We start from the raw sequence: 24,033 nt of genomic DNA, 5'->3' as shown, positions 1-24,033 counted from the left end.
TTTGTACGGAGATCGGTTCATCAGGCCGACCTGGTGAAAGTCAGGGCCTGCCTGACGGCAGGCCGTTACCGGCCCGCACACAAAAAATCTGACACTTCCAGTAATCCCATAACCAGAACAGAACAGAACAGAACCAGAACCAAACCTTTCAGGCAATAAACTCCGACTCCCCAACCTTCCGCCCCTCACCCTCACCCTCACCCTGCCGAACACTGAGCACCACAGCCCTCCCACACAACCCGACCAACCCCAAACTGGCCACCACGATATCCCCCATCCCCATACCAGCAAGCATCAAAAATAGACTGATCCGAAACAGTGCGGTCATGGCCATCTCCAAGGCAGGGTTAACGAACTCTAGAAAACCACCATAACCCTGAAGCCCCCCATCGACACCGGCAGGACAAGCCTTTGGCACTGAATCCCCCCGCTTTGGCAGAAAGCCCATCACTTGACGCCACCCCCCATCCCTGATTTGATTGAAACCGTTTTCATCAACCCTGCAAAAGCGCAAACAAGAAGGAAACAGGGTGAACAAAGAGCCAGCTCCCGTCCGCGGGCGGGTCACCATCAGCGAGGTCGCCAAGGCCGCCGGCGTTTCCAAGGCGACGGTCTCGCGCTACATGGGCGAAGACAGGCAACTGCTCGCCGAAGCCACCGCGCAACGCATCGAGGCCGTCGTCGAACGCCTCGGCTACCGCCCCAACCGCATGGCCAGCGCCCTCAAGCGCGGCCGCACCGGGCTGATCGGCATGCTCCTGGCGGATATCCGCAACCCCTACTCGGTGGCGGTGATGCACGGCGTTGAGACAGCCTGCCGCCAGCACGGCTACAGCCTGGTGGTGTGCAACACAGACTACGATGACGACCAGGAACGCAATCACCTGCAGGCCCTGCAGTCGTACAACGTCGACGGCCTGATCGTGAACACCCTCGGCCACCGCGCCGATGAATTGGCGAAGCTGGCCCGTGACTTGCCGATGGTGTTGGTCGACCGGCAACTGGCCGGCCTGGCGGTCGACCTGGTAGGGCTGGACAACAGCGACGCCGTCGAACAGGCCCTCGATCACCTGCAACGCTGCGGTTATCGCGACATCCTCGCCGTGACCGAGCCGCTCGACGGCACCAGCTCCCGCCAGGAGCGGGTCGATGCCTTCCAGGCTTCCATCGCCCGGCGCCCTGGCCTGCGTGGGCAGGTGCTGGAGGTGGGCGTGGACCTGCCGGAGCAACTGGGCAGCTTCATGGCCGGGGCAGGGCACGGCCCGCAGGCGCTGTTCACCTGCAACGGCGTTGCCACCCTGGAAGTGGTAAGCGTGCTGCACGCCCGCGGCGGGACGCTGTTCCAGGATGTGGGCCTGCTGGCGCTGGACGAACTGGACTGGTACCCGCTGGTAGGCAGCGGCATCACCGCCCTGGCCCAGCCCACCGGGCGGATCGGTGCCGCAGCGTTCCAGTGCCTGCTGGAGCGCCTGCAAGGCAGCGGTTCGCCGGCACGGCGCCTGGATTTGCAAGCCGAACTGATCCCGCGAGGCTCCACCCGATCACAAGCATGACGGCGTCCTTGACGCCGTTGCTGCTGACGAAAAATGAAACCGGTTTCATCTACAAGAACAAGGACCACACACATGCAAACGCCCATTGTCTCCATCAGCTTGTCGAGTTTCGGTGCCGATGTCGTGCGGCGCCTGGGCCAGGCCAGCTATCTGCCGCTGCTGGCCGCCGCCGGTGCGCGGCGGGTGGAATGGCGCGAGGAACTGTTCGATGCCGCGCCCGATGCCGCTACCCTGGCCAACCTGGCCGCCGAGCATGGCCTGCAGAGCCTTTACTCCACGCCACTGGAGCTATGGCGCGAGGATGGCAGTCTGGAGCCGGCCATTGCCCAACGTTTGCAACGGGCAAGCGAGATCGGCGCGGTGGCGCTTAAGGTATCGCTGGGGCATTACCAGACGGGTTGCGACCTGCAGGCCCTGACGCCATTACTGGGGCACAAGACGGCGCTGTACGTGGAAAACGACCAGACGCCCTACGGCGGACGGCTGCAAACCCTGGAGAGATTCTTCCGCGAAGCGCAGGGGCAGGGTGTGGCGCCGGGCATGACCTTCGATATCGGCAACTGGTACTGGCACGACGAATCGCCGCTGCTGGCGGCGCAACTGCTGGGCCGCTGGGTGCGCTACATACACTGCAAGGCTGTCGCCCGGCGAGCCGACGGGCGCCTGGTCGCGGTCGTGCCCCAGGCGCTCGACCTGGTGCAGTGGCGCGAACTGATGACGCATTTCGCCCCAGACCTGCCGCGGGCCATCGAGTACCCCCTGGCCGGCGACGACCTGTTGGCGCTGACCGCGCGGCAGGTCGCGCAACTGGCGCAGCTGGAAGGGCAGGTGTGCCATGGCTGAGCACGACGTCCTGTGTTTCGGTGAAACCATGGCCATGTTCGTGGCCGCGCAGCCTGGAGAGCTGGCCCAAGTCGAGGGGTTCGGCAAGCGCATCGCCGGTGCCGACAGCAACGTGGCCATCGGCCTGGCACGTCTGGGTCTGGGGGTGCGCTGGCTGAGCCGGGTCGGCAATGATTCGCTCGGTGCCTTCGTGCTCGACACCCTGCGCCAGGAAGGGCTGGACTGCTCGAGCGTCGAGATCGATGACGAGCACCCCACCGGGTTCCAGCTCAAGGAACGCTGCGACGATGGCGGCGATCCGAAAGTCGAGTATTTCCGCCGTGGCTCGGCGGCCAGCCGGCTGTCGCCGACCCAGCTGCAACCGGCGTTGCTGGAGGCCCGACACCTGCATGCCACCGGCATCCCGCCGGCCCTGTCCGGCAGCTGCCGCGCGCTCTGCCACCAGTTGTTGGACGACATGCGCGCCCATGGCCGCAGCATTTCCTTCGACCCCAACCTGCGCCCCTCGCTGTGGCCGGACCGCCAGACCATGGTGCGCGAGATCAATGCACTTGCGTTCAAGGCCGACTGGGTCCTGCCGGGGCTTGAGGAGGGGCGCCTGCTGAGCGGCCGCCAGTCGCCGCAGGGCATCGCCGAGTTCTACCTGGAGCAAGGCGTGCAATGCGTGGCCATCAAGCTCGGTGCCGAAGGTGCCTACTGGCGCGACGCCAAGGGTGAACATGGGGTGGTCCCGGGTTTTCCGGTGGCTCGGGTGGTCGACACCGTGGGCGCGGGCGACGCCTTCGCCGTTGGCGTGATCAGCGCCTTGCTCGAGGGCCTGCCGTTGCGCCGGGCAGTGGCCAGGGGCAATTGGTGCGGCAGCCGGGCGGTGCAGAGCCGAGGCGACATGGAAGGCCTGCCGCAACGCCACGAACTGGACCTGCACGAAAACGCTTCGATCCAACCACGCTGAATCGCCGGACCGTCCGGCACCTGATGTGACAAGAACAACAAGACCAGGAGAATTCCCCATGCAGCTTGATCGACTCGCTCCCAGACGCTGGTGGTACATCATGCCCATCGTCTTCATCACCTACAGCCTGGCCTACCTCGACCGGGCCAACTATGGCTTTGCCGCGGCCTCGGGCATGGCCGACGACCTGAAGATCACCCCGGCGCTGTCGTCGCTGCTCGGCGCGCTGTTCTTCCTTGGCTACTTCTTCTTCCAGGTGCCGGGCGCCCTTTACGCGCAAAAACGCAGCGTGAAGAAGCTGATCTTCGCCAGCCTGATCCTCTGGGGCGGCCTGGCGACCCTGACCGGCGTGGTCCACGACGTCTATTTGCTGATCGTCATCCGCTTCCTGCTGGGCGTGGTGGAGGCGGCGGTGATGCCGGCCATGCTCATTTACCTTTGCCACTGGTTCACCCGCGCCGAACGCTCGCGGGCCAACACTTTCCTGATCCTCGGCAACCCGGTGACCATCCTGTGGATGTCGGTGGTCTCGGGCTACCTGGTGCAGCAGTTCGACTGGCGTTGGATGTTCATCATCGAAGGCGCGCCGGCGATTCTCTGGGCCTTCATCTGGTGGCGCCTGGTGGATGACCGCCCGGAGCAGGCCAAGTGGCTGGACGCCCGCGAGAAGGCGGCGCTGCGCCAGGCGCTGGACGCCGAGCAGCAGGGCATCAAGCCGGTGAAGAACTACCGCGAGGCGTTTCGCTCGCCCACGGTGCTGATCCTGTCGCTGCAGTACTTCTGCTGGAGCATCGGCGTATACGGTTTCGTCCTCTGGCTGCCGTCGATCCTCAAGCAGGCGGCGACGCTGGACATCGTCACCGCCGGCTGGCTGTCGGCGGTGCCGTACCTGGGGGCGGTGGTTGCCATGCTCGGTGTGTCCTGGGCCTCGGACCGCCTGCAGAAGCGCAAGCGATTTGTCTGGCCGCCGCTGCTGATCGCCGCCCTGGCATTCTATGGCTCGTACAGCCTGGGCACTGAACATTTCTGGTGGTCCTACGCCTTGCTGGTGATCGCCGGGGCCTGCATGTATGCGCCGTACGGGCCGTTCTTCGCCATCGTGCCCGAGCTGCTGCCGGCCAACGTCGCCGGGGGCGCCATGGCGCTGATCAACAGCATGGGCGCGCTGGGCTCGTTTTCCGGTTCGTGGCTGGTGGGCTACCTCAATGGCGCCACCGGCGGCCCCGGCGCCTCCTACCTGTTCATGTGCGTGGCGCTGCTGCTGGCCGTGGCCCTGACCGCCGTTCTCAATCCCTTGCAACAGACACGCCGGCAAAGCCTGGCGCCCAGCCGATAGGTACCGTGCAATGAAGAAACGCATCGTCCTCTACAAACGCCTGTCCGACGCGCTCATGGCCCGTCTGCAGGCGCACGCCGAGGTCACCCTGGTCGAATCGCCCAGTGCTGACGGCCTCGCCCGGTTGCGTGCGGCGCTGCCGGGCGCCCACGGGCTGCTTGGCGCCAGTTTGCGCCTGGACGCCCCCTTGCTTGATCTGGCGCCGCAGCTGGAGGTTGTCTCCAGCGTCTCGGTCGGCGTCGACAACTACGACATCGACGCTTTCAATCAGCGCGGCGTGCTGCTGACCAACACCCCCGATGTGCTCACCGAAACTACCGCCGACACCGGCTTCGCCCTGATCCTGGCCTGTGCCCGGCGGGTCGTCGAACTCGACGGCTGGATCCGCGCCGGTCACTGGCAGGCGGGCATCGGGTCGGCGCAGTTCGGTTGCGATGTGCAGGGCAAGACCCTGGGCATCGTCGGCATGGGCCGCATCGGCGAAGCCCTGGCCCGCCGCGCGCATGCCGGTTTTGGCATGCGCGTGCTGTACCACACCCGCCAGCCGCGGCCCGAGGTGGAGGCGCGGTTCGCCGCCGCGCATCGCAGCCTGGAGGCATTGCTGGCCGAGTCCGATTTCGTCTGCCTGTGCCTGCCGTTGACCGCCGCGACCGAGAACCTGATTGGCGCGCCACAGCTGGCGCTGATGAAACCGTCGGCGATCCTGGTGAACATCTCCCGTGGCCGGGTGCTCGACGAGGCTGCGTTGCTCCAGGCCTTGGCCGAGCGACGCATTCGCGGCGCCGGCCTGGATGTGTTCGTGCGCGAACCGTTGCCGGCTGATTCACCGTTGCTGCAACTGGACAACCTGGTGGTGACGCCGCACATCGGCTCGGCCACCGAGGAGACCCGCGAGGCCATGGCCCGCTGCGCGGTGGACAACCTGCTGGCCGCCCTGGCCGGCGAGCGGCCGCAGAACCTGGTCAACCCGCTTGCCTGGTCGCGGCGAAACCCATGAGCGGGGCGAGCACTGCGCTCGCCCCGTTTTTGCCATAACAACAGCCCTTGCCCGATTCGATATCCCGGGGTCGCGCCGCGGCCCTTTTGGCAAAACAAGGCCGCTTAGCCGAGACAGCGCTGTCTCGATCTGCGGCCCTGGGAACTTCATCGGTGAAAAGGGCGACGATTTCCGTATGACCTGATCAACAGAGAGACATCCTCATGTCCAAGGACCAACCCGCCTCCGTGCAACCGGCGCGCCGGGCGTTCCTGCGCCAATCCCTGACCCTGATCCCGGTGGCGACCCTCGCCGGCACGGGACTGGGCGGCGCAGTGCTCGCCGACAGCGCCACCCCGGCACCCGTCGAACCGACCCGACCGGCCCCGGCGCGTGCCTACCGGCCGAGCTTCTTCACCCAGCAAGAGTGGGCCTTCGTCAGCGCCGCCGTGGCGGTGCTCATCCCCACCGACGCCCTTGGCCCCGGTGCGGCCGATGCCGGCGTGCCCGAGTTCATCGACCGTCAGCTCAACACCCGCTATGGCAGCGGCGGGCTGTGGTACATGCAGGGGCCATTCCGCCCCGACGCGCCCAGCGAATTGGGCTACCAGCTCAAGCTCAGCCCCCAGGAGATCTACCGGCTGGGCATCGCCGAAACCGACGCCTGGTGCCAGGCACAGTTCGGCAAGGCGTTCGCCCAGCTTGGCCCTGAACAACAGCAGCAGGTGCTCGAGGCCCTGGACGGCGGCAAGCCGGCCTTTGCCTCGGTGCCGGCGGCCACCTTCCTCGGCATGCTCTGGCTCAACACCCGCGAGGGCTTTTTCAGCGACCCCCTGCACGGCGGCAACCAGGGTCTGGCCGGCTGGAAGCTGGTCGGCTTCCCCGGCGCCCGCGCCGACTTCATGGACTGGGTGGAGCGCGACGAGCGCTATCCCTTCCCGTCAGTGTCCATCAGCGGCGAGCGAGGTTGAGCCATGAGCCAAGTGATGAAGAGCGTCGATGTTGTCATCGTCGGGTTCGGCTGGGCCGGGGCGATCATGGCCAAGGAACTGACCGAGGCCGGCCTGCAGGTGCTGGCGCTGGAGCGTGGTCCGGCCCGGGATACCTACCCGGACGGCGTCTATCCGCAGACCATGGACGAGTTGACCTACAATTCGCGCAAGAAGCTGTTCATGGACATCTCCCGTGAGACCGTGACCCTGCGCCACAGCGTCAACGACGTGGCCGTGCCGTACCGCCAGTTCGGCGCCTTCCTGCCCGGCACCGGCACCGGCGGAGCCGGGCTGCACTGGTCCGGCGTGCATTTTCGCGTCGACCCGGTGGAGCTGCGCCTGCGCAGCCACTATGAGGAGCGCTACGGCAAGCGGTTCATTCCCGAAGGAATGACCATCCAGGACTTCGGCGTGAGCTACGAAGAGCTGGAGCCGTACTTCGATTTTGCCGAGAAGGTGTTCGGGACCTCCGGCACCGCCTGGTCGATCAAAGGTCAGGTGGTGGGCCGCGACAAGGGTGGCAACCCGTTCGCCGCCGACCGCTCCAGCGATTTTCCGCTGGCAGCGCAGAAGAACACTGTGTCGGCGCAGTTGTTCGAGAAGGCCGCCCGCGAGATCGGCTACCACCCCTACAACCTGCCGTCGGCCAACACTTCCGGGCCGTACACCAACCCCTACGGCGCGCAGATGGGACCGTGCAACTTCTGCGGTTACTGCAGCGGCTATGCCTGCTACATGTACTCCAAGGCCTCGCCCAACGTGAACATCCTCCCGGCCCTGCGCCAGGTGCCGAACTTCGAGCTGCGCAACAACGCCCATGTGCTGCGGGTCAACCTGACCGCCGACAAGCGCCTGGCCACCGGTGTGACCTACGTCGACAGCCAGGGTCGCGAGGTGGAGCAACCCGCCGACCTGGTGATCCTCGGCGCGTTCCAGTACAACAACGTACGCCTGATGCTGCTCTCGGGCATCGGCAAACCCTATGATCCGGTGAGCAATGAGGGGGTGGTCGGGCGCAACTTCGCCTACCAGAACATCTCCACCGTGACCGCGTTCTTCGACCGCGACAGCCACCACACCAACCCCTTCATCGGCGCCGGCGGCAACGGCGTGGCGGTGGATGACTACAACGCCGACAACTTTGACCATGGCCCGCACGGCTTCGTCGGCGGTTCTCCGTTCTGGGTCAACCAGGCCGGCGCCAAGCCGATCTCTGGCACCAAGGTGCCGCCGGGCACGCCGAAGTGGGGCAGTGCCTGGAAGGCCGCGGTGGCCGACAGCTACCGGCACATGCTGTCGATGGACGCCCATGGCGCGCACCAGTCCTACCGCGACAACTACCTTGACCTGGACCCGGTGTACAAGGATGCCTACGGCTTGCCTCTGCTGCGCATGACCTTCGACTGGAAGGACAACGACGTGAAGATGAACCGCTTCATGGTCGAACGCATGGGCAAGATCGCCGAGGCGATGGGGCCCAAGGCAATCAGCGCGGGCAAGAAAGCGTTCGGCCAGCACTTCGACGCCTCCACCTACCAGACCACCCACCTCAACGGTGGCGCGATCATGGGCACCGATCCCAAGACCAGCGCGCTCAATCGCTACCTGCAGTGCTGGGACGTGCACAACGTGTTCGTGCCCGGCGCCTCGGCCTTCCCCCAGGGCCTGGGCTACAACCCCACCGGCCTGGTGGCGGCGCTGACCTACTGGTCGGCGCGGGCGATCCGCGAGCGCTACCTGAAGAACCCCGGTCCATTGGTGCAGGCGTGAGGAAGGCCAATATGAAGACATTGTTCATCGCCATGCTGGGCCTGGGCGCCAGTACCTTGCTGCAGGCCGCCGACGCGGTGGACCCGGCGCAGGTCAGGCAAGGCGAATACCTGGCCCGCGCTGGCGACTGCGTGGCTTGCCACACCGCCAAGGGCGGCAAGCCGTTCGCCGGCGGGCTGCCCATGGAAACGCCCATCGGTACCCTGTACTCGACCAATATCACACCCCACGCCAGCGGTATTGGCCAGTACAGCTACGAGGACTTCGAACGCGCCGTGCGCCAGGGCATCGGCAAGGACGGCAGCACGCTGTACCCGGCCATGCCGTATCCGTCCTACGCCCGGGTCAGCGACCCGGACATGCAGGCGCTCTACGCCTACTTCATGCATGGCGTGCAGCCAGTGGAGCAGCAAAACAAGGGCAGCGACATCCCCTGGCCGCTGAGCGTGCGCTGGCCGCTGGCGTTCTGGCGCGGGTTGTTCGCGCCGCCCGTCAAGCCGTTCGAAGCCGCTGGGCGCGATGCGGTGGTGGCGCGCGGCGCCTACCTGGTCGAAGGGCTGGGGCATTGTGGCGCGTGCCACACGCCGCGGGCGCTGACCATGCAGGAAAAAGCCCTGGATGCCGGTGACGGCGCGGCGTTCCTGGCCGGCAGCGCGCCCCTCGAGGGCTGGATCGCCAAGAGCCTGCGCGGTGACCACAAGGATGGCCTGGGCAGTTGGGACGAGGCGCAGATCGTCGCCTTCCTCAAGACCGGGCGCAACGAGCGCACCGCGGTGTTCGGCGGCATGAGCGATGTGGTCGAGCACAGCATGCAGTACATGAGCGACGCCGACCTGACCGCCATCGCCCGCTACCTCAAGACCTTGCCGCCGGTGAACCCAAACGACAAACCGTTTCGCGAGGACCGTGCCGTCGCCCAGGCGCTGTGGCAGGGCAATGACGGCAAGACCGGCGCGGCGCGCTACGTCGACAACTGCGCCGCTTGCCACCGCACCGACGGCAAGGGCTACGCCCGGGTGTTCCCGGCGCTGGCCGGCAACCCGGTGGTGCAGGGCGAGGACGCCACCTCGCTGATCCATATCGTGCTCGAGGGCGCGACCTTGCCGGCCACTGCAACGGCGCCTTCTACCTTCAGCATGCCAGGCTTCGGCTGGCGGCTGTCGGACCAGCAGGTGGCCGATGTGGTCAACTTCATCCGCAGCAGCTGGGGCAACCAGGCGGCGGGGGTGAGTGCAGGGCAGGTGGCGCAGTTGCGCAAGGCGCCACCTGTGCCGCTCAAGGCGGAGTCGTTAGTGGGTGACACGACGGGCACCGTGGAGCCCTGATGGTCCGATGGGGGACGCCTGGCGTCCCCTTTGGTCTTGACTCATCGAGTTAGCGAGACGCTGGCGCACGACAATATCATCTCGAAATGACATTAACTAAGTCTCGCAAACTGGTTTAGTTAAACGATGTAAGCAATTGATCTATAAGTATTTATCTTTTTGCTACAGCATGCTGCACGCACTGCTCGTAGTACGTCTGCTTGATTGCCGTGGGCTTGAGCCGCGACCGGCTGTTATAGGTCTGCTCGGTAATGCCGAACGCCGTCATGCGCATCCATGGCTTGGCAAATTTGCGCACCTGCAGCTTCTTGCGCGTGGCGTAAAGGGTGACCCCGGATAGCTTGGCCTGCTGCGCCTCGGCGGCGATCTGCGCACCCCAGCCGCACACCTGGCGATCGTTCGGGCTCAATGCCCGGGCCTGGGCGCCGAAGGCGGCGGTGGCCAGCAGGCAGCCGGCCACGGTTGCTAGAATCACTCGCATGTTGCTGTCCTAAGCATCTGAAGGAAAACAAAGTTTGCCTACGCTCGCGACGCCTGGGGGCCAGCAGTTTGCCGTCAGGCGATGGCCATTTGCAGGCCGTCGTGCTGGCGCGTGCGCAGCGACTGGAGGGCCAGGGCCGCGATCCACAGCACGCCGACGCCGTAGTTCAGGCGCTGGTAGAGACCGAACAATTCACCGCTGTGCACAGACTTGGCCATCAATACGACAGTGAGCACCGCCAGCAGCGCGCTCAGCAGCGACCCCCAGGCCAGCCCCGGGGATCGGGCCAGACGCGTGCCCAGGCCGATCCACAGCATGCTGGCGAGGGTCAGCGAGAAGAACATCAGCAGGCCGCCGAGGTTATGCATCTGTTGCGAGACCGATGGCTGCAGCGGCGCGCAGCCCTGGTCACAGGCAAATCCGCCGGTCACCAGGCTGCCCAGGCCATGCAACAGCGCCAGAAGGGCGCTCAGCCGCGCCAGCTTCGAGTGCCGCCAGCGCCGCGCCAGGCCCCAGGCAAACAGTGTGAACAACAGGGCCAGCGGGAAATTGTTGACCCACGGCGACAGCCCGTGGGTTGCGGCGCCGACCGCGCCGAGCTGGCTCATGGCTTGCTGCAGGTGGTCGTAGCCGGGGTAGGCCAGGGCCGTCAGGGTAACGCCCAGCAACAGCCAGAGGGGGATGAGCAAGCCGCTGGCGAGCAGCAGGCGATCGAACGTCTTCATACAGTGCCTTCCTTGGTGAATGCTGGGCGCAGCCTACCGCGTCGCCGTGGCCATTCGCCAGTCTTAGCGGCCGTTGACCAGCATCACCAGCAGCACGCAGGCCAGCAGCGCCAGGTAGGTGCGGGCGTGCACGCTGTCGGAGATGCGCCCGAGCAGGGGCGCGGCCAGGTGCATGCCGAGCCAGGCGCCGACGGTCATCACCAGGGCCGCGCGCAGGTCGATGAAACCCAGCAGGCCCGGGCCCAGGTCGGGCTGACCGGCCGGCAGCAGCGCATACACCAGCGTGGCCGCCAGGGACATGGGCAGTGACAGCGGGTTGGCCATGGCCGTGGCGGTGCGCATGCTGGCGCCGCGACGGCGCATCAACGGTACGGTCATCACGCTGCCGCCCACCCCGAGCAACGCCGCCAGTGCGCCTATGGGCACGCCGACCAGGGTGGCGCCGGCCCTGCCCAGTGGCGCCAGGTGATGTTCGCCAGCGTGTACGAAGCCTGGACGCAGCCAGGCGTCCAGCAAGCTCAGCGCCAGGTAGGTAATGAACAGCCAGCGCAACCAGGCGCTGGTCACGTACAGCGCCACCCAGGCCCCGAGCAGCGCGCCCAGGGCGATGGCCGGCGCCAGTGGCCGCACCAGGTCCCAGTGCAGGCTGCCCGCGCGGTGGTGGCGCCAGGTGGCCAGGGCACTGCTGAAGATCATCACCGTGGCCGAGGTGGCCACGGCGATCTGCATGGCGTGCTGGGCCACGGCCGTTCCCGCGCCATGGCTGGCCAGCAACAGGGCATAGAACAGTGGCACGGCGAAGAAGCCACCGCCGAAGCCGAACAGCAAGGTGGTGACGCCGGCGCACAGGCCGAACAGGCCAAGCAGGGGATAGAGCATGGGGTGGGCCTCGGAACAGGAGTGAGGCGGTCAGGGTAGGGATCAGCCACTTGGCTGGCTTGCGCAACCTGGCCAATAATCGTCGTGTTTCGGCCAGAGCCTCCTTTCATGCGCAATGTTCCCCTGTCCCAGGTCGATGCCATCCCCCGTGCAGTGCTGGCCATTGCCACCGACTATCCGCCCGACACCTTGCTGCCCAGGCATGTCCATCGCCGGGCGCAGTTCCTGTATGGCATGAGCGGACTGATGGAGGTGCTGACCGATGACGGCGCCTGGGTCATCCCGCCTGGCAGCGGGGTGTGGATTCCGCCCGGCAAGCCGCACCAGGTGCGCATGCGCGGGGTGAGTACCCGCAGCCTGTACATCGAGCCGACCGTGCTGCCCAGGCCGAGCAGCGTGTGTGAGGCACTGCGGGTCGGGCCGCTGCTGCACCAGCTGTTGCTGGCCAGCGCCGAGGTGCCGGCGCTGCATGACGAGGCGGGACGCGATGGCCTGCTGCTGCGTCTGGTTCTGCATGAGCTGGGCCAGGCCGAACCGCTGCCGCTATTCGCGCCGCTGCCAGCTGAGCCGCGCCTGGCGGCCCTGTGCCAGGCATTCCTGGCGCAGCCGTCGGTCCACACCCGTAGCGAAACCTGGGCAGCGCAGCTCAACTGGAGCCCGCGTACCTTCAGCCGGCGTTTTCGCGAGCAGACCGGGCTGTCGTTTGGCCGGTGGCGCCAGCAGGCCTGTCTGATGGCTGCGGTGACGCGGCTTGCCACCGGCGAGGCGGTGACCACCATCGCCTTGGATCTGGGCTATGAAAGCCCCAGCGCGTTTTCCAGCTTGTACCGGCGAGTCATGGGCCAGCCGCCGTCGACGGCACGCCAGGGCCTATGAAAACCTCGTATGACTAGCGGGAAGGAAAAAAAGATCGCGGAGACAGGCACAAGCCCGCCGCCCGCTTCCACGGGAGGTGTTCTGGGACCAGCAGAGGGTGACCGGGGAAACGGGGGCGGTATTGCACCGCCCCGCGATCAAAGCTAACGAAGCTTCGGTGGGTCAGGCAGCCTGGTGGTGCTTGACCTGGGACTTGCGGACCTGGGCGCGGCAGGCGTCGCCGAAGGCCTGGAACATCTTGATCGAGTCGGGGTTCTTCGCCGCCTGCCACTCCGGGTGCCACTGCACCGCGAACAGGAAGGGCGAGAGGCTCGGGGCGTGGATCGCCTCGACCAGGCCGTCTTCGGCATGGGCGATCGGCTCGATGCCGGCACCCAGGTTGCGCAGGCCCTGCCCGTGCAGCGAGTTGACGCGGATCTCGTCAGTGCCGAGGGTTTCGCGCAGCCAGCTGCCTGGCTTGATCTTCACGCTGTGCACCGGGGCGTACTGGACGTCGACCGGATCATCCGGGTTTTCCCGGTGGTCGTTGAAGCCGGGTTCGGCATAGACCTTCTGGTAGATGTCGCCGCCCAGGGCCACGTTGATTTCCTGCATGCCGCGGCAGATGCCGAAGATCGGCAGGCCGCGCTTGATCGCCGCCTTGACCAGCGGCATGTCGAACAGGTCTCGGTCCTTGTCCTGGCCCTTGCCGGGGGTCTGGTTTTCCTGGCCGTAGAGGGCCGGGTCGATGTTGCTGCCGGCACCGGTCAGGTAGACGCCGTCGGCCATGTCCAGGTAGGTCTCGAGGTCTTCGACGCCGCAGCAGGTGGGCACCAGGACCGGGACGCAACCGGCGAACTCGACCAGCGGGGTGATGTATTTGTGGGTCATGACCTGATAGTCATGGCCTTTGCGCTCTTGGCTGCCCATGGTCATCAGGACGACGGGTTTGCGCAGGGAGGGTTGCTTGTTGCCAATGTTGCTGTTGGACATATGTCACCTTGAGACAGGTCATGCCTGTCGTTGTTGTGCAGGCGCACGGCCGAGGCCTTGAGTGCTGCCTGGAGCCCCGAGCACTGCCGGCTCGCCTCGCAGGCGATGTCGGTCGGGGCCTGACTCATAGCTTGCCAGAGCCGTTCGATATGTCAAACGAGTGGCGAGTTGTCCAGGCGCCGTTTTACGGGGGGGTGGGGCCGCCGGGGCCTTTGGTGACAAGGGTTTGGTGGGGGTGTTGGTCAATAATATTTAACGACGCAGTTGGGTCTTTGCGTCGGTGCAATGATCGTCATTGGCAGGGGCGTCGGGGGGCTTGGCCTTGTGGCCGCATTTACCTCGAACTCTATGTATTTCCAGTGGGGTGAACTGTTTTTTGCGAAGGATGCAGGCTCACAGTGGTCTTCTTAGGTGCGGGTTGTGATGGTTAGTTTCCATAGCGTTTATTGTTGATCAATAAATTTCTTGATCTTGATCTTGATCTTGATCTTGCTTCTAAGTGCGCGATAGTTCAGGCGCCGCCAATTGCGACTTCAGGAGGCCGAGCGGAGTTCTTGCGGAGGGAGGTGACGGGCATGGATGCCCGTCAAGCGCTGCGCCCCAGGATGGGGCGTTCAGCGCGGTCCTCCCGGGAGCAAGAACGGAGCGAGGGGACCCCGGAGCGAAGCGTAGGGGCCGGATGAATGGAGCGAACGGTTTTTGGTTCCTTTTTGCCACGACAAAAAGGAACTCGCCGTAAGGGCGAAAAGGTGACTATGCGTCACCATAGCAAATGAATGCGCATATAGATTTCAAAACAGACTATTTAATAGTCAAAGTCAAATGCGATCGGCGTGGGTTTTAACAGGTGTAAGCGCATTCATTTTCTATAATGACGCATAGTCACCTTTTCGCCCTTACGGCGAGTCACTTTTTGTCAAACTCCCGGAGCGCCGGCCGGACAAAAGTAACCAAAAAACGCTGCGCTCCATTCATCCGGCCCTACGCTTCGCTCCGGGTCCCCTCACTCCGGCCTCCTGAAGTCGCGAAGGTACGGGCGGCGCCTGGGCTGGCGCAGCTGCCGCCAGCTGCCAGTGAGGTTGAACATGCGGATACCAAAATCAAGATCAAGATCAAGACCAAGATCAAGATCAAGATCAAGATCAAGATCAAGATCAAGATCAAGATCAAGATCAAGATCAAGATCAAGATCAAGATCAAGATCAAGATCAAGATCAAGATCTGCATCAGCATGAACGGCGACGCAGTCTTGCAAGAGGGTGCGGACAGGGTGGCGCTTATTGCGCCCAGAACCATGAACCGTTAATGCAGGATCTGCTTCAAGAACGCCTGTGCCCGCGCCGTTCTGGGCTGCCCGAAGAACACCTCCGGCGGGCTGTCCTCGATAATCTTCCCGCCCTCGAGGAACAGCACCCGTTCAGCCACTTGCCGGGCGAAACCCATTTCGTGGGTGACGCAGAGCATGGTCATGCCGGTGCCGGCCAATTGCACCAGCACATCCAGTACCTCGGCCACCATCTCCGGGTCGAGCGCCGAGGTCGGCTCGTCGAACAGCATGATCCTCGGCTTCATGCACAGCGCCCGGGCGATCGCCACCCGCTGCTGCTGGCCGCCGGACAGCTGGCTGGGGTACTTGTGCGCCTGACTCTCGATGCCGACCTTGCTCAAGTACAGCCGCGCCCGCTCCTCGGCCTCCCGGCGCGACAGGCCACGCACGCTCATCGGCGCCAGCAGGCAGTTGTCGAGCACGCTCATGTGCGGGAACAGGTTGAAGTGCTGGAACACCATGCCGATCTCGCTGCGCACCTGGTCGGCCTGGCGGCCTTTGCTCGCCAGATCGGTGCCGGCCACGCGGATGCTGCCCTGCTGGGCGATCTCCAGGCGATTGATGCAGCGGATCAGCGTCGACTTGCCCGAGCCCGACGGGCCGCAGAGCACGATGCGTTCGCCCTCGCGCACCGACAGGTCGATGTCATGCAGCACATGGAAGGCGCCGTAGTGCTTGTTCAGGCCCTCGATGCGGATCAGCTCCGGGCGCGGATCGGGGGCAGGGTGCAGGCTGGCAAGGCTCAGGGGGGCGGTCATCTTGTTGTTCTCCCGCTCAAGGTTCAGTCGAAACGTGCGGCGCTGTAGGGCGCAGGGTCGGTGAAGGGGCGTTCGCCGGTCATCAGTTCCGCCAGCAGGCGGCCGCTGACCGGCCCCAGGGTCAGGCCGTGGTGGGCATGGCCGAAGTTGAACCACAGGTGCTTGTGCAGGGGCGCCGGGCCGATCACCGGGCGCATGTCCGGCAGGCAGGGGCGGCGGCCCAGCCAGGGCTTGTCGTCCAGGCGCTCACCCAGGGCCGGGAACAGCTGGCGTGCCAGGGCCTCGCAGCGGCGTAGCTGGATCTCGTTGGCGGCGGCGTCGCTCGCCGCGAATTCGATGCCGGTGGTCAGGCGCACGCCACGGGCCATCGGCGCCAGGACGTAACCGCCCTGGGTGTCGCAGATCGAATGACCCAGCTCGGCGCCGTCGCGGGTGGCGTAATGCATGTGGTAGCCGCGCTTGATGCCAAGTGGAAAGCGGTAGCCCAGCCGCTGGTAGAGGTCGGCCGACTGCGGGCCGAGACAGGCCACCACGTCGTCGGCGGTCACGCTGCCGCGACGCGTGTCCAACTGCCAGCCGTTCTCGACCTGGCGCAGGCTGCGCGCGTCGCCATGGAGGAACTGCCCGCCGCGCTGGACGAACAGCGCGGCGTAGCCACGGGTCAGGCCTCCCGGGTTGCTCACCGTCTTCGGGTCGAGCCAGTGGATGCCGCCGATCACGCCACCGTCCAGCTGCTGCTCGCGGGCCTGCAGTTGTTCGCGTTCGAGGATCTCGTACTGCAGGCCGTAACGGGCCAGCCCCTTCAGATCGCCTTTGGCCTGTTCGAACAGCGCGGCATCACGGTACACCTCGATCCAGCCCTTGGCCTGTACCAGCCCTTGCAGGCCGGCGGCCTCGATCAGCGCATCGTGTTCCTCGACGCTGCGTTGCACCAGCGGCAGCATGTCGGCGGCGGCCTTGGCCAGTTGCCCAGGCGCGGACTGGCGCCAGTAGCTGAGCAGCCAGGGCGCGACCTTGGGCAGGTGGGTCAGGCTGTAGCGCACATCGGGCTGGCGGTTCAGGCCGTAGCGCAGCAAGGCACTCCACTGGCGCGGGAAGGCGTAGGGGATCACGCTGGAGCGCTCGATCAGCCCGGCGTTGCCATGGCTGGTGCCGCTGCCCGGTTCGTCACGGTCGACGAGGAGCACCTGGCGTCCGCGGGCCTGCAGGTGCAGGGCGGTGCTGACGCCGACGATGCCGGCGCCCAGGACGATGGTCTGGCAATGCATGGAAGGATTCCTTCAATCAGTTCAGGTGGCGGCCCAGGCGGGCCTCCAGGTGTTTCAGGGGGCGCCGGACCACCTCGACGATCAGCAGGTAGAGCACCGCCGCCCACAGGTAGATCTGGAAGTCGAAGCTGCGCGAGAAGGCCAGCTTGGTCACCCCCATCAGGTCGTAGATCGTCACCAGCGAGGCGATGGCGCTGGCCTTGATCATCATGATCAGCTCATTGCCCAATGGGCCGATGGCCACCAGCAGCGACTGCGGCAGCACCACCTTGAAGAAGGTGGTCGAGCGCTTGAGGTTCAGGGCCTTGGCGGCCTCGTACTGGCCTGGCGCGACGGCCATCAGGCTGGCGCGGAAGATTTCGGCCTGGTAGGCGGCGGTGTTGAGGGTGAAGGCGAGCAGTGCGCAGTACCAAGCCTCGCGGAAGAACCACCACAGCCCCAGGTCCTGCCAGAAGCCCTTGAGCGAGCCCAGGCCGTAGTACAGCAGGAACAGCTGGGCCAGCAGTGGCGAGCCGCGGAAGAAGTACACATAGCCGGCGGCCAAGCGTTGCAGCACGAGGTGCTGCGACATCCGCGCCAGGGCCAGGAGCATGCCCAGCAGCGCGCCGAGGGTGAACGAGATCGCCACCAGCTTGGCGGTGACCAGCAGGCCATCGACGAAGCGCGCGCCGTAGCGCTCCAGCAGGTCGGGATCGAGCACGTAGGCCAGCAGTTGCTCCGGGCTCATGGGCGGGCTCCTTGCAGATGGCGGTTGCTGCGCCGCTCCAGCAGGGCGAAGACCCTGCCCGACAGCGCCGAGAACAGCAGGTAGACCAGGCAGGCGACGCCGTAGAACAGCATCGGTTCCTTGGTCACGCTGACCGCCAGGTTGGTCTGGCGCATCAGGTCGATCAGCGAGATGGTCGAGACCAGCGAGGTGTCCTTGAGCAGGCTCAACCAGTTGTTCGACAGGCCCGGCAGGGCGATGCGGGTCAGTTGCGGCAGCACCACCTTGAAGAATCCGGTGCGCTTGCCTAGGCCCAGGGCCGCGCAGGCCTCCAGTTGGCCCTTGGGCAGGGTCTTGAAGGCCATCAGCCAGATTTCACTGGAGAACGCGGCGAACACCAGGCTGAAGGCAACCATGGCGGCGAGGAAGGTGTTGATCAGCACCTCGCCCTGGTAGCCCATCGCGGCGAGGATCTTCTGCGCGGCGATCTGGCAGCCGTAGTAGATGATCAGCAGGGTGAGCAGTTCCGGCAGGCCGCGGAACACAGTGGAAAAGGTGGTGGCCCAGGCCCGCGGCAGGCGTTTGCGCGAGCGCGCGGCCAGTGCTACCAGCAGGCCCAGCGGCAGGCCGATGGGCAGGCAGGCCAGGGCCAGCGATACGGTCACCAGCGCGCCGGCCAGCAGCGCCTGGCCCCAGCCACCGCTGGCGAAGGAGAGCAGGGAGAGTTGATCGAGCATGGATGCATCCTCGAGGTCGGCGGGTCGCATAGCGCCCTGATCGCGATGCAAGGCCGCTTCCAGGGGGATGGCGGCCTCGTGTCGCGAAAGGGCTGCGGGCAGCCCCAGGATTCGTATCAGTTATAGATATCGAAGGCGAAATACTTGCTCGCGATCTTCTGGTAGGTGCCATTGGCCACGATCGCTGCCAGCGCTTCGTTCAGCCGCACGCGCAGGGCCTCGTCATCCTTGCGCACGGCAATCGCCGCGTCGGCCTTGGTGCCGTCGACGTCGCCGAGGATCTTGCAGCAGTCCTTGCCATTCTTGTTCAGCCATTCGTGCAGCGGGAACTTGTCGGCGATCACCCCGTCCAGGCGTCCGGCGGCAAGGTCGGCGTTGGCCTCGTCCAGGGTCGGGTACAGTTTCACGTCCGCGCCGGCCTTGCCGTACACGTCCTCGGCGTAGATCGCCTGGGTCGAGGCGGACTGGGCGCCGACCGTGTAGCCCTTGAAGTCGGTCTGCGCGTCGCTGATCTTGCTGTCCTTGGCGACCGCCACGGTCAGCGGGGTGCGGTAGTAGCGGTCGGTGAAGGCGATCTTGCGGCGCCGTTCCTCGGTGTCGATCATCGAGGCCACCACGGCGTCGTACTTGCGCGCCATCAGCGCCGGGATGATGCCTTCCCAGTCCTGGGCCACCAGGGTGCACTCGACTTTCATCTGCTCGCACAGGGCATGGGTGATGTCGATGTCGAAGCCGTGCAGCTGGTTGTCGGCATCGACGTAGTTGAACGGCGGGTAAGCGCCTTCAGTGGCAAAACGCAGGGTCTCGGCACTGGCGCCGGCCGCCAGCAGCAGGGCGCACGCACCCACCACAGCCATGGTTCCTTTCATCTCGCACCTCGGTAGTTGCACTCTTGCTATTGTTGTTTGCCCGCCGGCCACGAGGTGTAGCCGACGAACTCGTTATGTAGAGCGGCAGTTGCTTCCAAGCGTCTTTCAACATCCGGCCCGAGCTTCTTGCAGACCTCGTTGACCATCAGGTGCACCCACGACAGCATGGTCGCGGTGGATTCCCAGAACAGGTTGAATTCGGTGGGGATGCGGAACACCTCGTCGGCGTTGGCATCGGCCCATTCACAGAAGGTGTCGGTGACCAGGGTCACCGGGATGCCCAGCTCGCGGGCCTTGTGGCACAGCTGCAGGGCATGGCGGGAATAGCGCCGGGCCTCGAACACCACCAGCGCGCAGTCCTGGGGGCGCCCCAGCAGCACCTCGGCGAAGTGCCCGGCACTGCCGTCGACCAGTTGCACGCCGTCGCGCAGGTATTGCAGCAGATGGCTCATGCACATGGCCACGCCGCGCTCGGTCTGAAAGCCGGCGACGAACACCCGCGGTTTTTCCGCTAGGCGCCGGGCCACCTGCTGCCAGGCTTCGCCGCGGCTGTATTCGTGCACGCGTACCAGCGCGGCCATTTCCAGCTCCAGGCTGCCCGAGCGCTGGTCGTCCTCGGGTTGCTGGCGGAACGCCTGCAGGCGGTCGCCCACCAGCCAGGGGCCGTCGCCCAAGTCGTTCTGCAGGTCTTGTTTGAGTGCCTTGAGGTGCGCGTAGCCCAGCGAGCGGCAGAAGCGGCCAACGCTCGACTCGCTCACGCCCAGCTTGGCGGCGATGCTGGCCGAGGTCTGGAACGGCAGTTCGTGGAGGTTGGCGAGCATGTAGCTGGCGATCTGGCGGCCCGAGGCGGCAGCGGTGTGCAGGCTGCTTTCCAGGCGTTGCTTGATCGATTGGCTCATGGTCGGTTCCGGTTGATTTCTGGCGTGGAAGCCAAAATGGCTGTTTTCTGTCGTCAAGTCAATATTTGACAGATAGCTGTCATTGGCGGGAAAGTCTGTGCAGTTGCGCTGTAGCGAATCCAAATCCAAGAAAGGAGCTCCAGATGTCTTCACCTTCCACCGGCCCTGTCGTGCGCGTGCCTTTTAACGAACTGCGGGCGTTGCTGCAGTCGATCTTCGAGCGACATTGCTGCAGCGCGGCGGTGGCCGCCGTGCTTGCCCACAACTGCGCCAGTGCCCAGCGTGATGGTGCCCACAGCCATGGGGTGTTCCGTATTCCCGGTTATGTCTCGACCCTGGCCAGCGGTTGGGTCGATGGTCGCGCCGAGCCTCAGGTGACTGACCTTGCGCCGGCCTATTTGCGTGTCGATGCCAAGGGTGGCTTTGCCCAGCCGGCGTTGGCCGCGGCCCGCCCGCTGCTGGTGGAGAAGGCCCGCACGGCCGGCATCGCGGTGCTGGCGATCCACAACTCGCACCATTTCGCCGCGCTGTGGCCGGATGTCGAGCCGTTCGCCGACGAAGGCCTGGTGGCCCTGAGCGTGGTCAACAGCATGACCTGCGTGGTGCCACACGGTGCGCGCAAGCCGCTGTTCGGCACCAACCCCATTGCTTTTGCCGCGCCTTGCGCCGGGCATGATCCGATCGTCTTCGACATGGCCACCAGCGCCATGGCCCATGGCGATGTGCAGATCGCCGCGCGGGCGGGCGAGCGACTGCCGCCAGGCATGGGCGTGGATGCCGAGGGCCAGCCGACCACCGACCCCAAGGCGATTCTCGAGGGCGGCGCCTTGCTGCCGTTCGGCGGGCACAAGGGCTCGGCGCTGTCGATGATGGTCGAGTTGCTGGCGGCGGCGCTGACGGGCGGCAATTTCTCCTGGGAGTTCGATTGGTCGGGCCATCCCGGAGCCAAGACCCCCTGGACCGGGCAGTTGATCATCGTGATCGACCCGAGCAAGGCCGAGGGCGAGCGCTTTGCGCTGCGCAGCCGCGAACTGGTGGAGCAGATGCAGGCAGCCGGGTTGACGCGGATGCCGGGCGAGCGGCGTTATCGCGAGCGTGAAGTAGCCGGGCGGGAAGGGGTGGCGTTGAGTGAGCGGGAGTGGGGGGAGTTGCGGGGGTTGGCGGGCTGAATTGGCCCCATCCGGATCGGGACGGGGCGCAGCTCCTCAATCCCGATCACGATCAAGTGCGAGCGATCAAACAGCAGGGTCGTGCCGAGCACGACGAAGAATAGAGCCCATTGCCCACCATCGAGATTCATGAACTCGCGTTGCCCCAGCAGTGAACAAGTGCTGATGCCCGCCACCATGAAGACGATGCACAGGATTCTGCGAAGCAGTACTGACCTGCAAAGCCAGTCGAACAGAAGGATTGCGACCGGCAGATAGATCAGCAGGTAAAGCATGGTCATGAATGCCTCCTCTATCGGTTTCGCTCATACCAGCTCGAGCGTTCGAACAGCAGAGGAAATCCGGCGAGTGAAAAGAACAGGCCCCATGCCCCTCCATCCCAGTAAAGAACCTCCTGGGCACCGAGTTGGGTGCAAGCGGTGATGCCTGTGATCTGGAAAATCAGGTAGAGCCATCTGCGCACCAGAATCGGCTTGCAGATCCAGTCGAGTAACCAGCCTGTCAGTGCAGTAAACAGAGTCAGGTAGATATAGGACATTGTGTATACCCGTCCTCAGAGAATCAGCAGCAGCGCGCTACGTTGAGGGCCAATTCCCCGTTGACCTGGGCTTGAAGCGATACCAAAACATCGCCGGCATGAAATGTTGGTATTGCTCCCTTTGCCAGCCTCGAGGCTGCAAATCCTGCAGCGGAGGCCACTAATCCAGCGGCCATCGTACCCGCGATTCCGACAACGGTAGTTCCTGCCGCTTTACCCACTGCTGCTCCGACCAGGGTGAGCACATCGCTCCGTTGATCATTCAGCACGTCCCCCTGCTGACGTGTGAGTGGGCGTGATACTGCAACTTTCATCTGGCATGGCAGATTGCCTGCGAGCATGCGGTCATAGAGTTGGGCCACGGCCTCCACGATTTGGTAATGCCCTTTGTGCACGAAGGGTAAGGCCAACTTGCGCAATTGGCAGTGCTCACCTGGCTGGACGGTGAACTCGCTGATATCGAAGGTAATTCCATGATGGGCAATGACTTGGTACGTCCTGTCCGGCTGCATCAATCCCTCTTTTTTTATACATGTAATTCGTGTGAGCGGGACAATGGCAGGCCGATGCAGAGGGTGCCTATTCGTCCGTTTCCGTAATTGATGTGGGAAATGTCTTTGCGTCGTAACGCTCGCTCTTGCACCCCTGCATCGACTCCTTGCACATCGGTGATGTTCCTCACGCCCCACTGCGGGTATCCTCGCTGAAGCCTTCCCTGAACTGTCCTGATTTCCAAGGAGCTGCACGCTGTGTTCAAACATGTCGATGCCTATGCCGGCGACCCGATCCTCTCGTTGATGGAAACCTTCAAGGCCGACCCGCGCGCCGACAAGGTCAACCTGAGTATCGGCCTGTACTACGACGAAGCTGGCGTGGTGCCGCAGCTGGCGGCGGTGGGCGAGGTGGAGAAGCGCCTGGCCGGCCAGCCCCACGAAGCCTCGCTGTACCTGCCGATGGAAGGCCTGGCTGCCTACCGCCAGGCGATCCAGGCGCTGCTGTTCGGCGCAGATCACCCGGCTGTGGCCGATGGCCGCGTGGCCACCGTGCAGACCGTCGGCGGCTCGGGCGCGCTGAAAGTCGGCGCCGACTTCCTCAAGCGCTACTTCCCGAGCTCCGAGGTGTGGGTGAGCAACCCCACCTGGGACAACCACCGGGCGATCTTCGAAGGCGCGGGCTTCAAGGTGCACAGCTACCCGTACTTCGACAGCGCCAGCCGTGGCGTCGATTTCGCCGGTATGCTGGCGACCCTGCAGACCCTGCCGGCGAACAGCATCGTCCTGCTGCACCCGTGCTGCCACAACCCCACCGGCGTCGACCTAAACCAGCAGCAGTGGCAGCAGGTGGTCGAAGTGGTCAAGGCGCGCCAGCTGATTCCGTTCCTCGACATCGCCTACCAGGGCTTCGGTGAAGGCCTGGTGGAAGACGCCTACGCCATCCGTGAGATGGCCCGTGCCGGCGTGCCGTGCCTGGTCAGCAACTCGTTCTCGAAGATCTTCTCGCTGTACGGCGAGCGGGTAGGGGGGCTGTCGGTGGTCTGCGACGATGCCGCCACCGCCTCCAGTGTGCTCGGCCAGCTCAAGGCCACCGTGCGCCGCAACTACTCCAGCCCGCCCGCGTTCGGCGCCCAGCTGGTGGCCGGGGTGCTTGGCGATACCGCGCTGAACGCTCAGTGGGCAGCGGAAGTGGAGGTGATGCGCAAGCGTATCCTCGACATGCGTCAAGGTTTGGTCGACTTGCTCGGCGAGCTGCTGCCTGGCCAGGACTTCCAGTTCTTCCTGCGCCAGCGCGGCATGTTCAGCTACACCGGCTTCAGCGTGGAGCAAGTGCGTCGGCTGCGTGACGAGTTCGGTGTTTACCTGATCGACAGCGGCCGGGTATGCATGTCCGGCCTGCGTCCGGCCAACCTGCGCCAGGTGGCCGAGGCGTTTGCCGCCGTGCAGCGGTAATCTGCCAGGGGCTGCCAAGCAGCCCCCTCCAGCACAACCCGCTTGTAAAGACAAGTGCAACCGTCTCTCGGGCGGGGCTTCCCCAAGTGCAACCTTTGCATGCACAATCGCGCCCCTCTTCCCCGGTTGAGTTGGG

General features: G+C 65.1%; 26 protein-coding genes. 12 read left to right on the top strand and 14 right to left on the bottom strand.

Annotation, left to right across the window (positions count from 1 at the left end; all coding sequences use genetic code 11):
- Positions 1-148: 148 nt before the first annotated feature.
- The gene (locus AC25M7_RS24065) at positions 149-538 is read right to left on the bottom strand and encodes a hypothetical protein (RefSeq protein WP_486971547.1); all 390 of its coding nucleotides are present in this window, start codon (positions 536-538) and stop codon (positions 149-151) included.
- Here AC25M7_RS24065 and AC25M7_RS24060 point away from each other — a divergent pair.
- The 8 genes from AC25M7_RS24060 (at position 531) to AC25M7_RS24025 (ending at position 9,747) form a co-directional block, all read left to right on the top strand.
- Positions 531-1,553 carry a LacI family DNA-binding transcriptional regulator gene (locus tag AC25M7_RS24060; RefSeq protein ID WP_028692132.1) on the top strand — a complete coding sequence of 341 codons (1,023 nt, stop codon included), beginning with the start codon at positions 531-533 and terminating at the stop codon, positions 1,551-1,553. The two genes, AC25M7_RS24065 and AC25M7_RS24060, sit on opposite strands and share 8 nt — an antisense overlap.
- 72 nt (positions 1,554-1,625) lie before the next feature.
- A complete protein-coding gene (locus AC25M7_RS24055; RefSeq protein ID WP_486971546.1) occupies positions 1,626-2,396 on the top strand; it encodes a sugar phosphate isomerase/epimerase family protein in 771 nt (256 codons plus the stop codon).
- Positions 2,389-3,348 carry a sugar kinase gene (locus AC25M7_RS24050; RefSeq protein WP_207853324.1) on the top strand — a complete coding sequence of 320 codons (960 nt, stop codon included), beginning with the start codon at positions 2,389-2,391 and terminating at the stop codon, positions 3,346-3,348. The genes AC25M7_RS24055 and AC25M7_RS24050 overlap by 8 nt, the downstream gene beginning before the upstream one ends.
- Before the next feature lie 58 nt (positions 3,349-3,406).
- Positions 3,407-4,684, top strand: a complete 1,278-nt coding sequence (locus AC25M7_RS24045; RefSeq protein ID WP_069016801.1) for an MFS transporter — start codon at positions 3,407-3,409, stop codon at positions 4,682-4,684.
- Positions 4,685-4,694: 10 nt separating this feature from the next.
- A complete protein-coding gene (locus AC25M7_RS24040; RefSeq protein WP_028692136.1) occupies positions 4,695-5,681 on the top strand; it encodes a 2-hydroxyacid dehydrogenase in 987 nt (328 codons plus the stop codon).
- Between the two features lie 203 nt (positions 5,682-5,884).
- Entirely contained in the window at positions 5,885-6,631 is a 747-nt protein-coding gene (locus AC25M7_RS24035; RefSeq protein ID WP_028692137.1) for a gluconate 2-dehydrogenase subunit 3 family protein, read from the top strand.
- A 3-nt stretch (positions 6,632-6,634) separates the two neighbouring features.
- Positions 6,635-8,422: a GMC family oxidoreductase gene (locus AC25M7_RS24030; protein ID WP_062363036.1), complete on the top strand. Its 1,788-nt coding sequence runs from the start codon at positions 6,635-6,637 to the stop codon at positions 8,420-8,422.
- 11 nt (positions 8,423-8,433) lie between these two features.
- Positions 8,434-9,747, top strand: coding sequence for a c-type cytochrome (locus tag AC25M7_RS24025; RefSeq protein ID WP_486971545.1), 1,314 nt, complete (start codon positions 8,434-8,436; stop codon positions 9,745-9,747).
- Between the two features lie 151 nt (positions 9,748-9,898).
- On the opposite strand, the gene AC25M7_RS24020 is transcribed toward AC25M7_RS24025, so the two are convergent.
- The 3 genes from AC25M7_RS24020 to AC25M7_RS24010 all read right to left on the bottom strand — a co-directional run bounded on the left by AC25M7_RS24020 (position 9,899) and on the right by AC25M7_RS24010 (position 11,832).
- Positions 9,899-10,228 (bottom strand): hypothetical protein, encoded by a 330-nt coding sequence (locus AC25M7_RS24020; protein WP_028692139.1) that lies wholly within the window; start codon positions 10,226-10,228, stop codon positions 9,899-9,901.
- 74 nt (positions 10,229-10,302) lie between these two features.
- Entirely contained in the window at positions 10,303-10,953 is a 651-nt protein-coding gene (locus AC25M7_RS24015) for a DUF998 domain-containing protein (RefSeq protein WP_486971544.1), read from the bottom strand.
- 63 nt (positions 10,954-11,016) lie between these two features.
- Positions 11,017-11,832 carry a sulfite exporter TauE/SafE family protein gene (locus AC25M7_RS24010; RefSeq protein ID WP_182325276.1) on the bottom strand — a complete coding sequence of 272 codons (816 nt, stop codon included), beginning with the start codon at positions 11,830-11,832 and terminating at the stop codon, positions 11,017-11,019.
- A gap of 108 nt (positions 11,833-11,940) precedes the next feature.
- Here AC25M7_RS24010 and AC25M7_RS24005 point away from each other — a divergent pair, with 108 nt between their 5' ends.
- Positions 11,941-12,708 (top strand): AraC family transcriptional regulator, encoded by a 768-nt coding sequence (locus AC25M7_RS24005; protein ID WP_486971543.1) that lies wholly within the window; start codon positions 11,941-11,943, stop codon positions 12,706-12,708.
- Between the two features lie 162 nt (positions 12,709-12,870).
- On the opposite strand, the gene AC25M7_RS24000 is transcribed toward AC25M7_RS24005, so the two are convergent.
- Positions 12,871-13,680, bottom strand: coding sequence for a gamma-glutamyl-gamma-aminobutyrate hydrolase family protein (locus AC25M7_RS24000; protein ID WP_062363048.1), 810 nt, complete (start codon positions 13,678-13,680; stop codon positions 12,871-12,873).
- Positions 13,681-14,593: 913 nt separating this feature from the next.
- On the opposite strand from AC25M7_RS24000, the gene AC25M7_RS23995 reads away from it, so the two are divergent.
- Positions 14,594-14,986: a hypothetical protein gene (locus AC25M7_RS23995; RefSeq protein WP_486971542.1), complete on the top strand. Its 393-nt coding sequence runs from the start codon at positions 14,594-14,596 to the stop codon at positions 14,984-14,986.
- Here the strand turns inward: AC25M7_RS23995 and AC25M7_RS23990 are convergent.
- The 6 genes from AC25M7_RS23990 to AC25M7_RS23965 form a co-directional block, all read right to left on the bottom strand.
- Positions 14,983-15,765, bottom strand: a complete 783-nt coding sequence (locus tag AC25M7_RS23990; protein ID WP_028692145.1) for an amino acid ABC transporter ATP-binding protein — start codon at positions 15,763-15,765, stop codon at positions 14,983-14,985. The two genes, AC25M7_RS23995 and AC25M7_RS23990, sit on opposite strands and share 4 nt — an antisense overlap.
- A gap of 23 nt (positions 15,766-15,788) precedes the next feature.
- Positions 15,789-17,033, bottom strand: a complete 1,245-nt coding sequence (locus tag AC25M7_RS23985) for an NAD(P)/FAD-dependent oxidoreductase (RefSeq protein ID WP_028692146.1) — start codon at positions 17,031-17,033, stop codon at positions 15,789-15,791.
- A 16-nt stretch (positions 17,034-17,049) separates the two neighbouring features.
- Positions 17,050-17,760, bottom strand: coding sequence for an ABC transporter permease (locus AC25M7_RS23980; RefSeq protein WP_486971541.1), 711 nt, complete (start codon positions 17,758-17,760; stop codon positions 17,050-17,052).
- On the bottom strand, positions 17,757-18,476 hold the full coding sequence (locus tag AC25M7_RS23975) for an ABC transporter permease (RefSeq protein ID WP_028692148.1): 720 nt from the start codon (positions 18,474-18,476) through the stop codon (positions 17,757-17,759). The genes AC25M7_RS23980 and AC25M7_RS23975 overlap by 4 nt, the downstream gene beginning before the upstream one ends.
- 116 nt (positions 18,477-18,592) lie before the next feature.
- Complete coding sequence (locus AC25M7_RS23970) at positions 18,593-19,345, bottom strand: transporter substrate-binding domain-containing protein (protein WP_028692149.1); 753 nt, start codon at positions 19,343-19,345, stop codon at positions 18,593-18,595.
- Between the two features lie 26 nt (positions 19,346-19,371).
- Complete coding sequence (locus AC25M7_RS23965) at positions 19,372-20,244, bottom strand: MurR/RpiR family transcriptional regulator (protein ID WP_028692150.1); 873 nt, start codon at positions 20,242-20,244, stop codon at positions 19,372-19,374.
- Between the two features lie 143 nt (positions 20,245-20,387).
- On the opposite strand from AC25M7_RS23965, the gene AC25M7_RS23960 reads away from it, so the two are divergent.
- Positions 20,388-21,413, top strand: coding sequence for an Ldh family oxidoreductase (locus tag AC25M7_RS23960; protein WP_197866540.1), 1,026 nt, complete (start codon positions 20,388-20,390; stop codon positions 21,411-21,413).
- Here the strand turns inward: AC25M7_RS23960 and AC25M7_RS23955 are convergent.
- The 3 genes from AC25M7_RS23955 to AC25M7_RS23945 are packed head-to-tail and all read right to left on the bottom strand — an operon-like array spanning position 21,329 to position 22,463.
- A complete protein-coding gene (locus AC25M7_RS23955) occupies positions 21,329-21,694 on the bottom strand; it encodes a hypothetical protein (RefSeq protein WP_197866539.1) in 366 nt (121 codons plus the stop codon). The genes AC25M7_RS23960 and AC25M7_RS23955 overlap by 85 nt on opposite strands.
- An 11-nt stretch (positions 21,695-21,705) precedes the next feature.
- Complete coding sequence (locus tag AC25M7_RS23950) at positions 21,706-21,951, bottom strand: hypothetical protein (protein WP_197866538.1); 246 nt, start codon at positions 21,949-21,951, stop codon at positions 21,706-21,708.
- A gap of 23 nt (positions 21,952-21,974) precedes the next feature.
- On the bottom strand, positions 21,975-22,463 hold the full coding sequence (locus tag AC25M7_RS23945) for a hypothetical protein (protein ID WP_486971540.1): 489 nt from the start codon (positions 22,461-22,463) through the stop codon (positions 21,975-21,977).
- 237 nt (positions 22,464-22,700) lie between these two features.
- Between AC25M7_RS23945 and AC25M7_RS23940 the strand changes: the two genes are divergently transcribed.
- Positions 22,701-23,897, top strand: coding sequence for an amino acid aminotransferase (locus AC25M7_RS23940; protein WP_062363057.1), 1,197 nt, complete (start codon positions 22,701-22,703; stop codon positions 23,895-23,897).
- Positions 23,898-24,033: the final 136 nt, after the last annotated feature.

It is taken from the genome of Pseudomonas sp. P106(2024), assembly GCF_057480815.1.
This window is presented reverse-complemented; position numbering and strand designations above follow the sequence as displayed.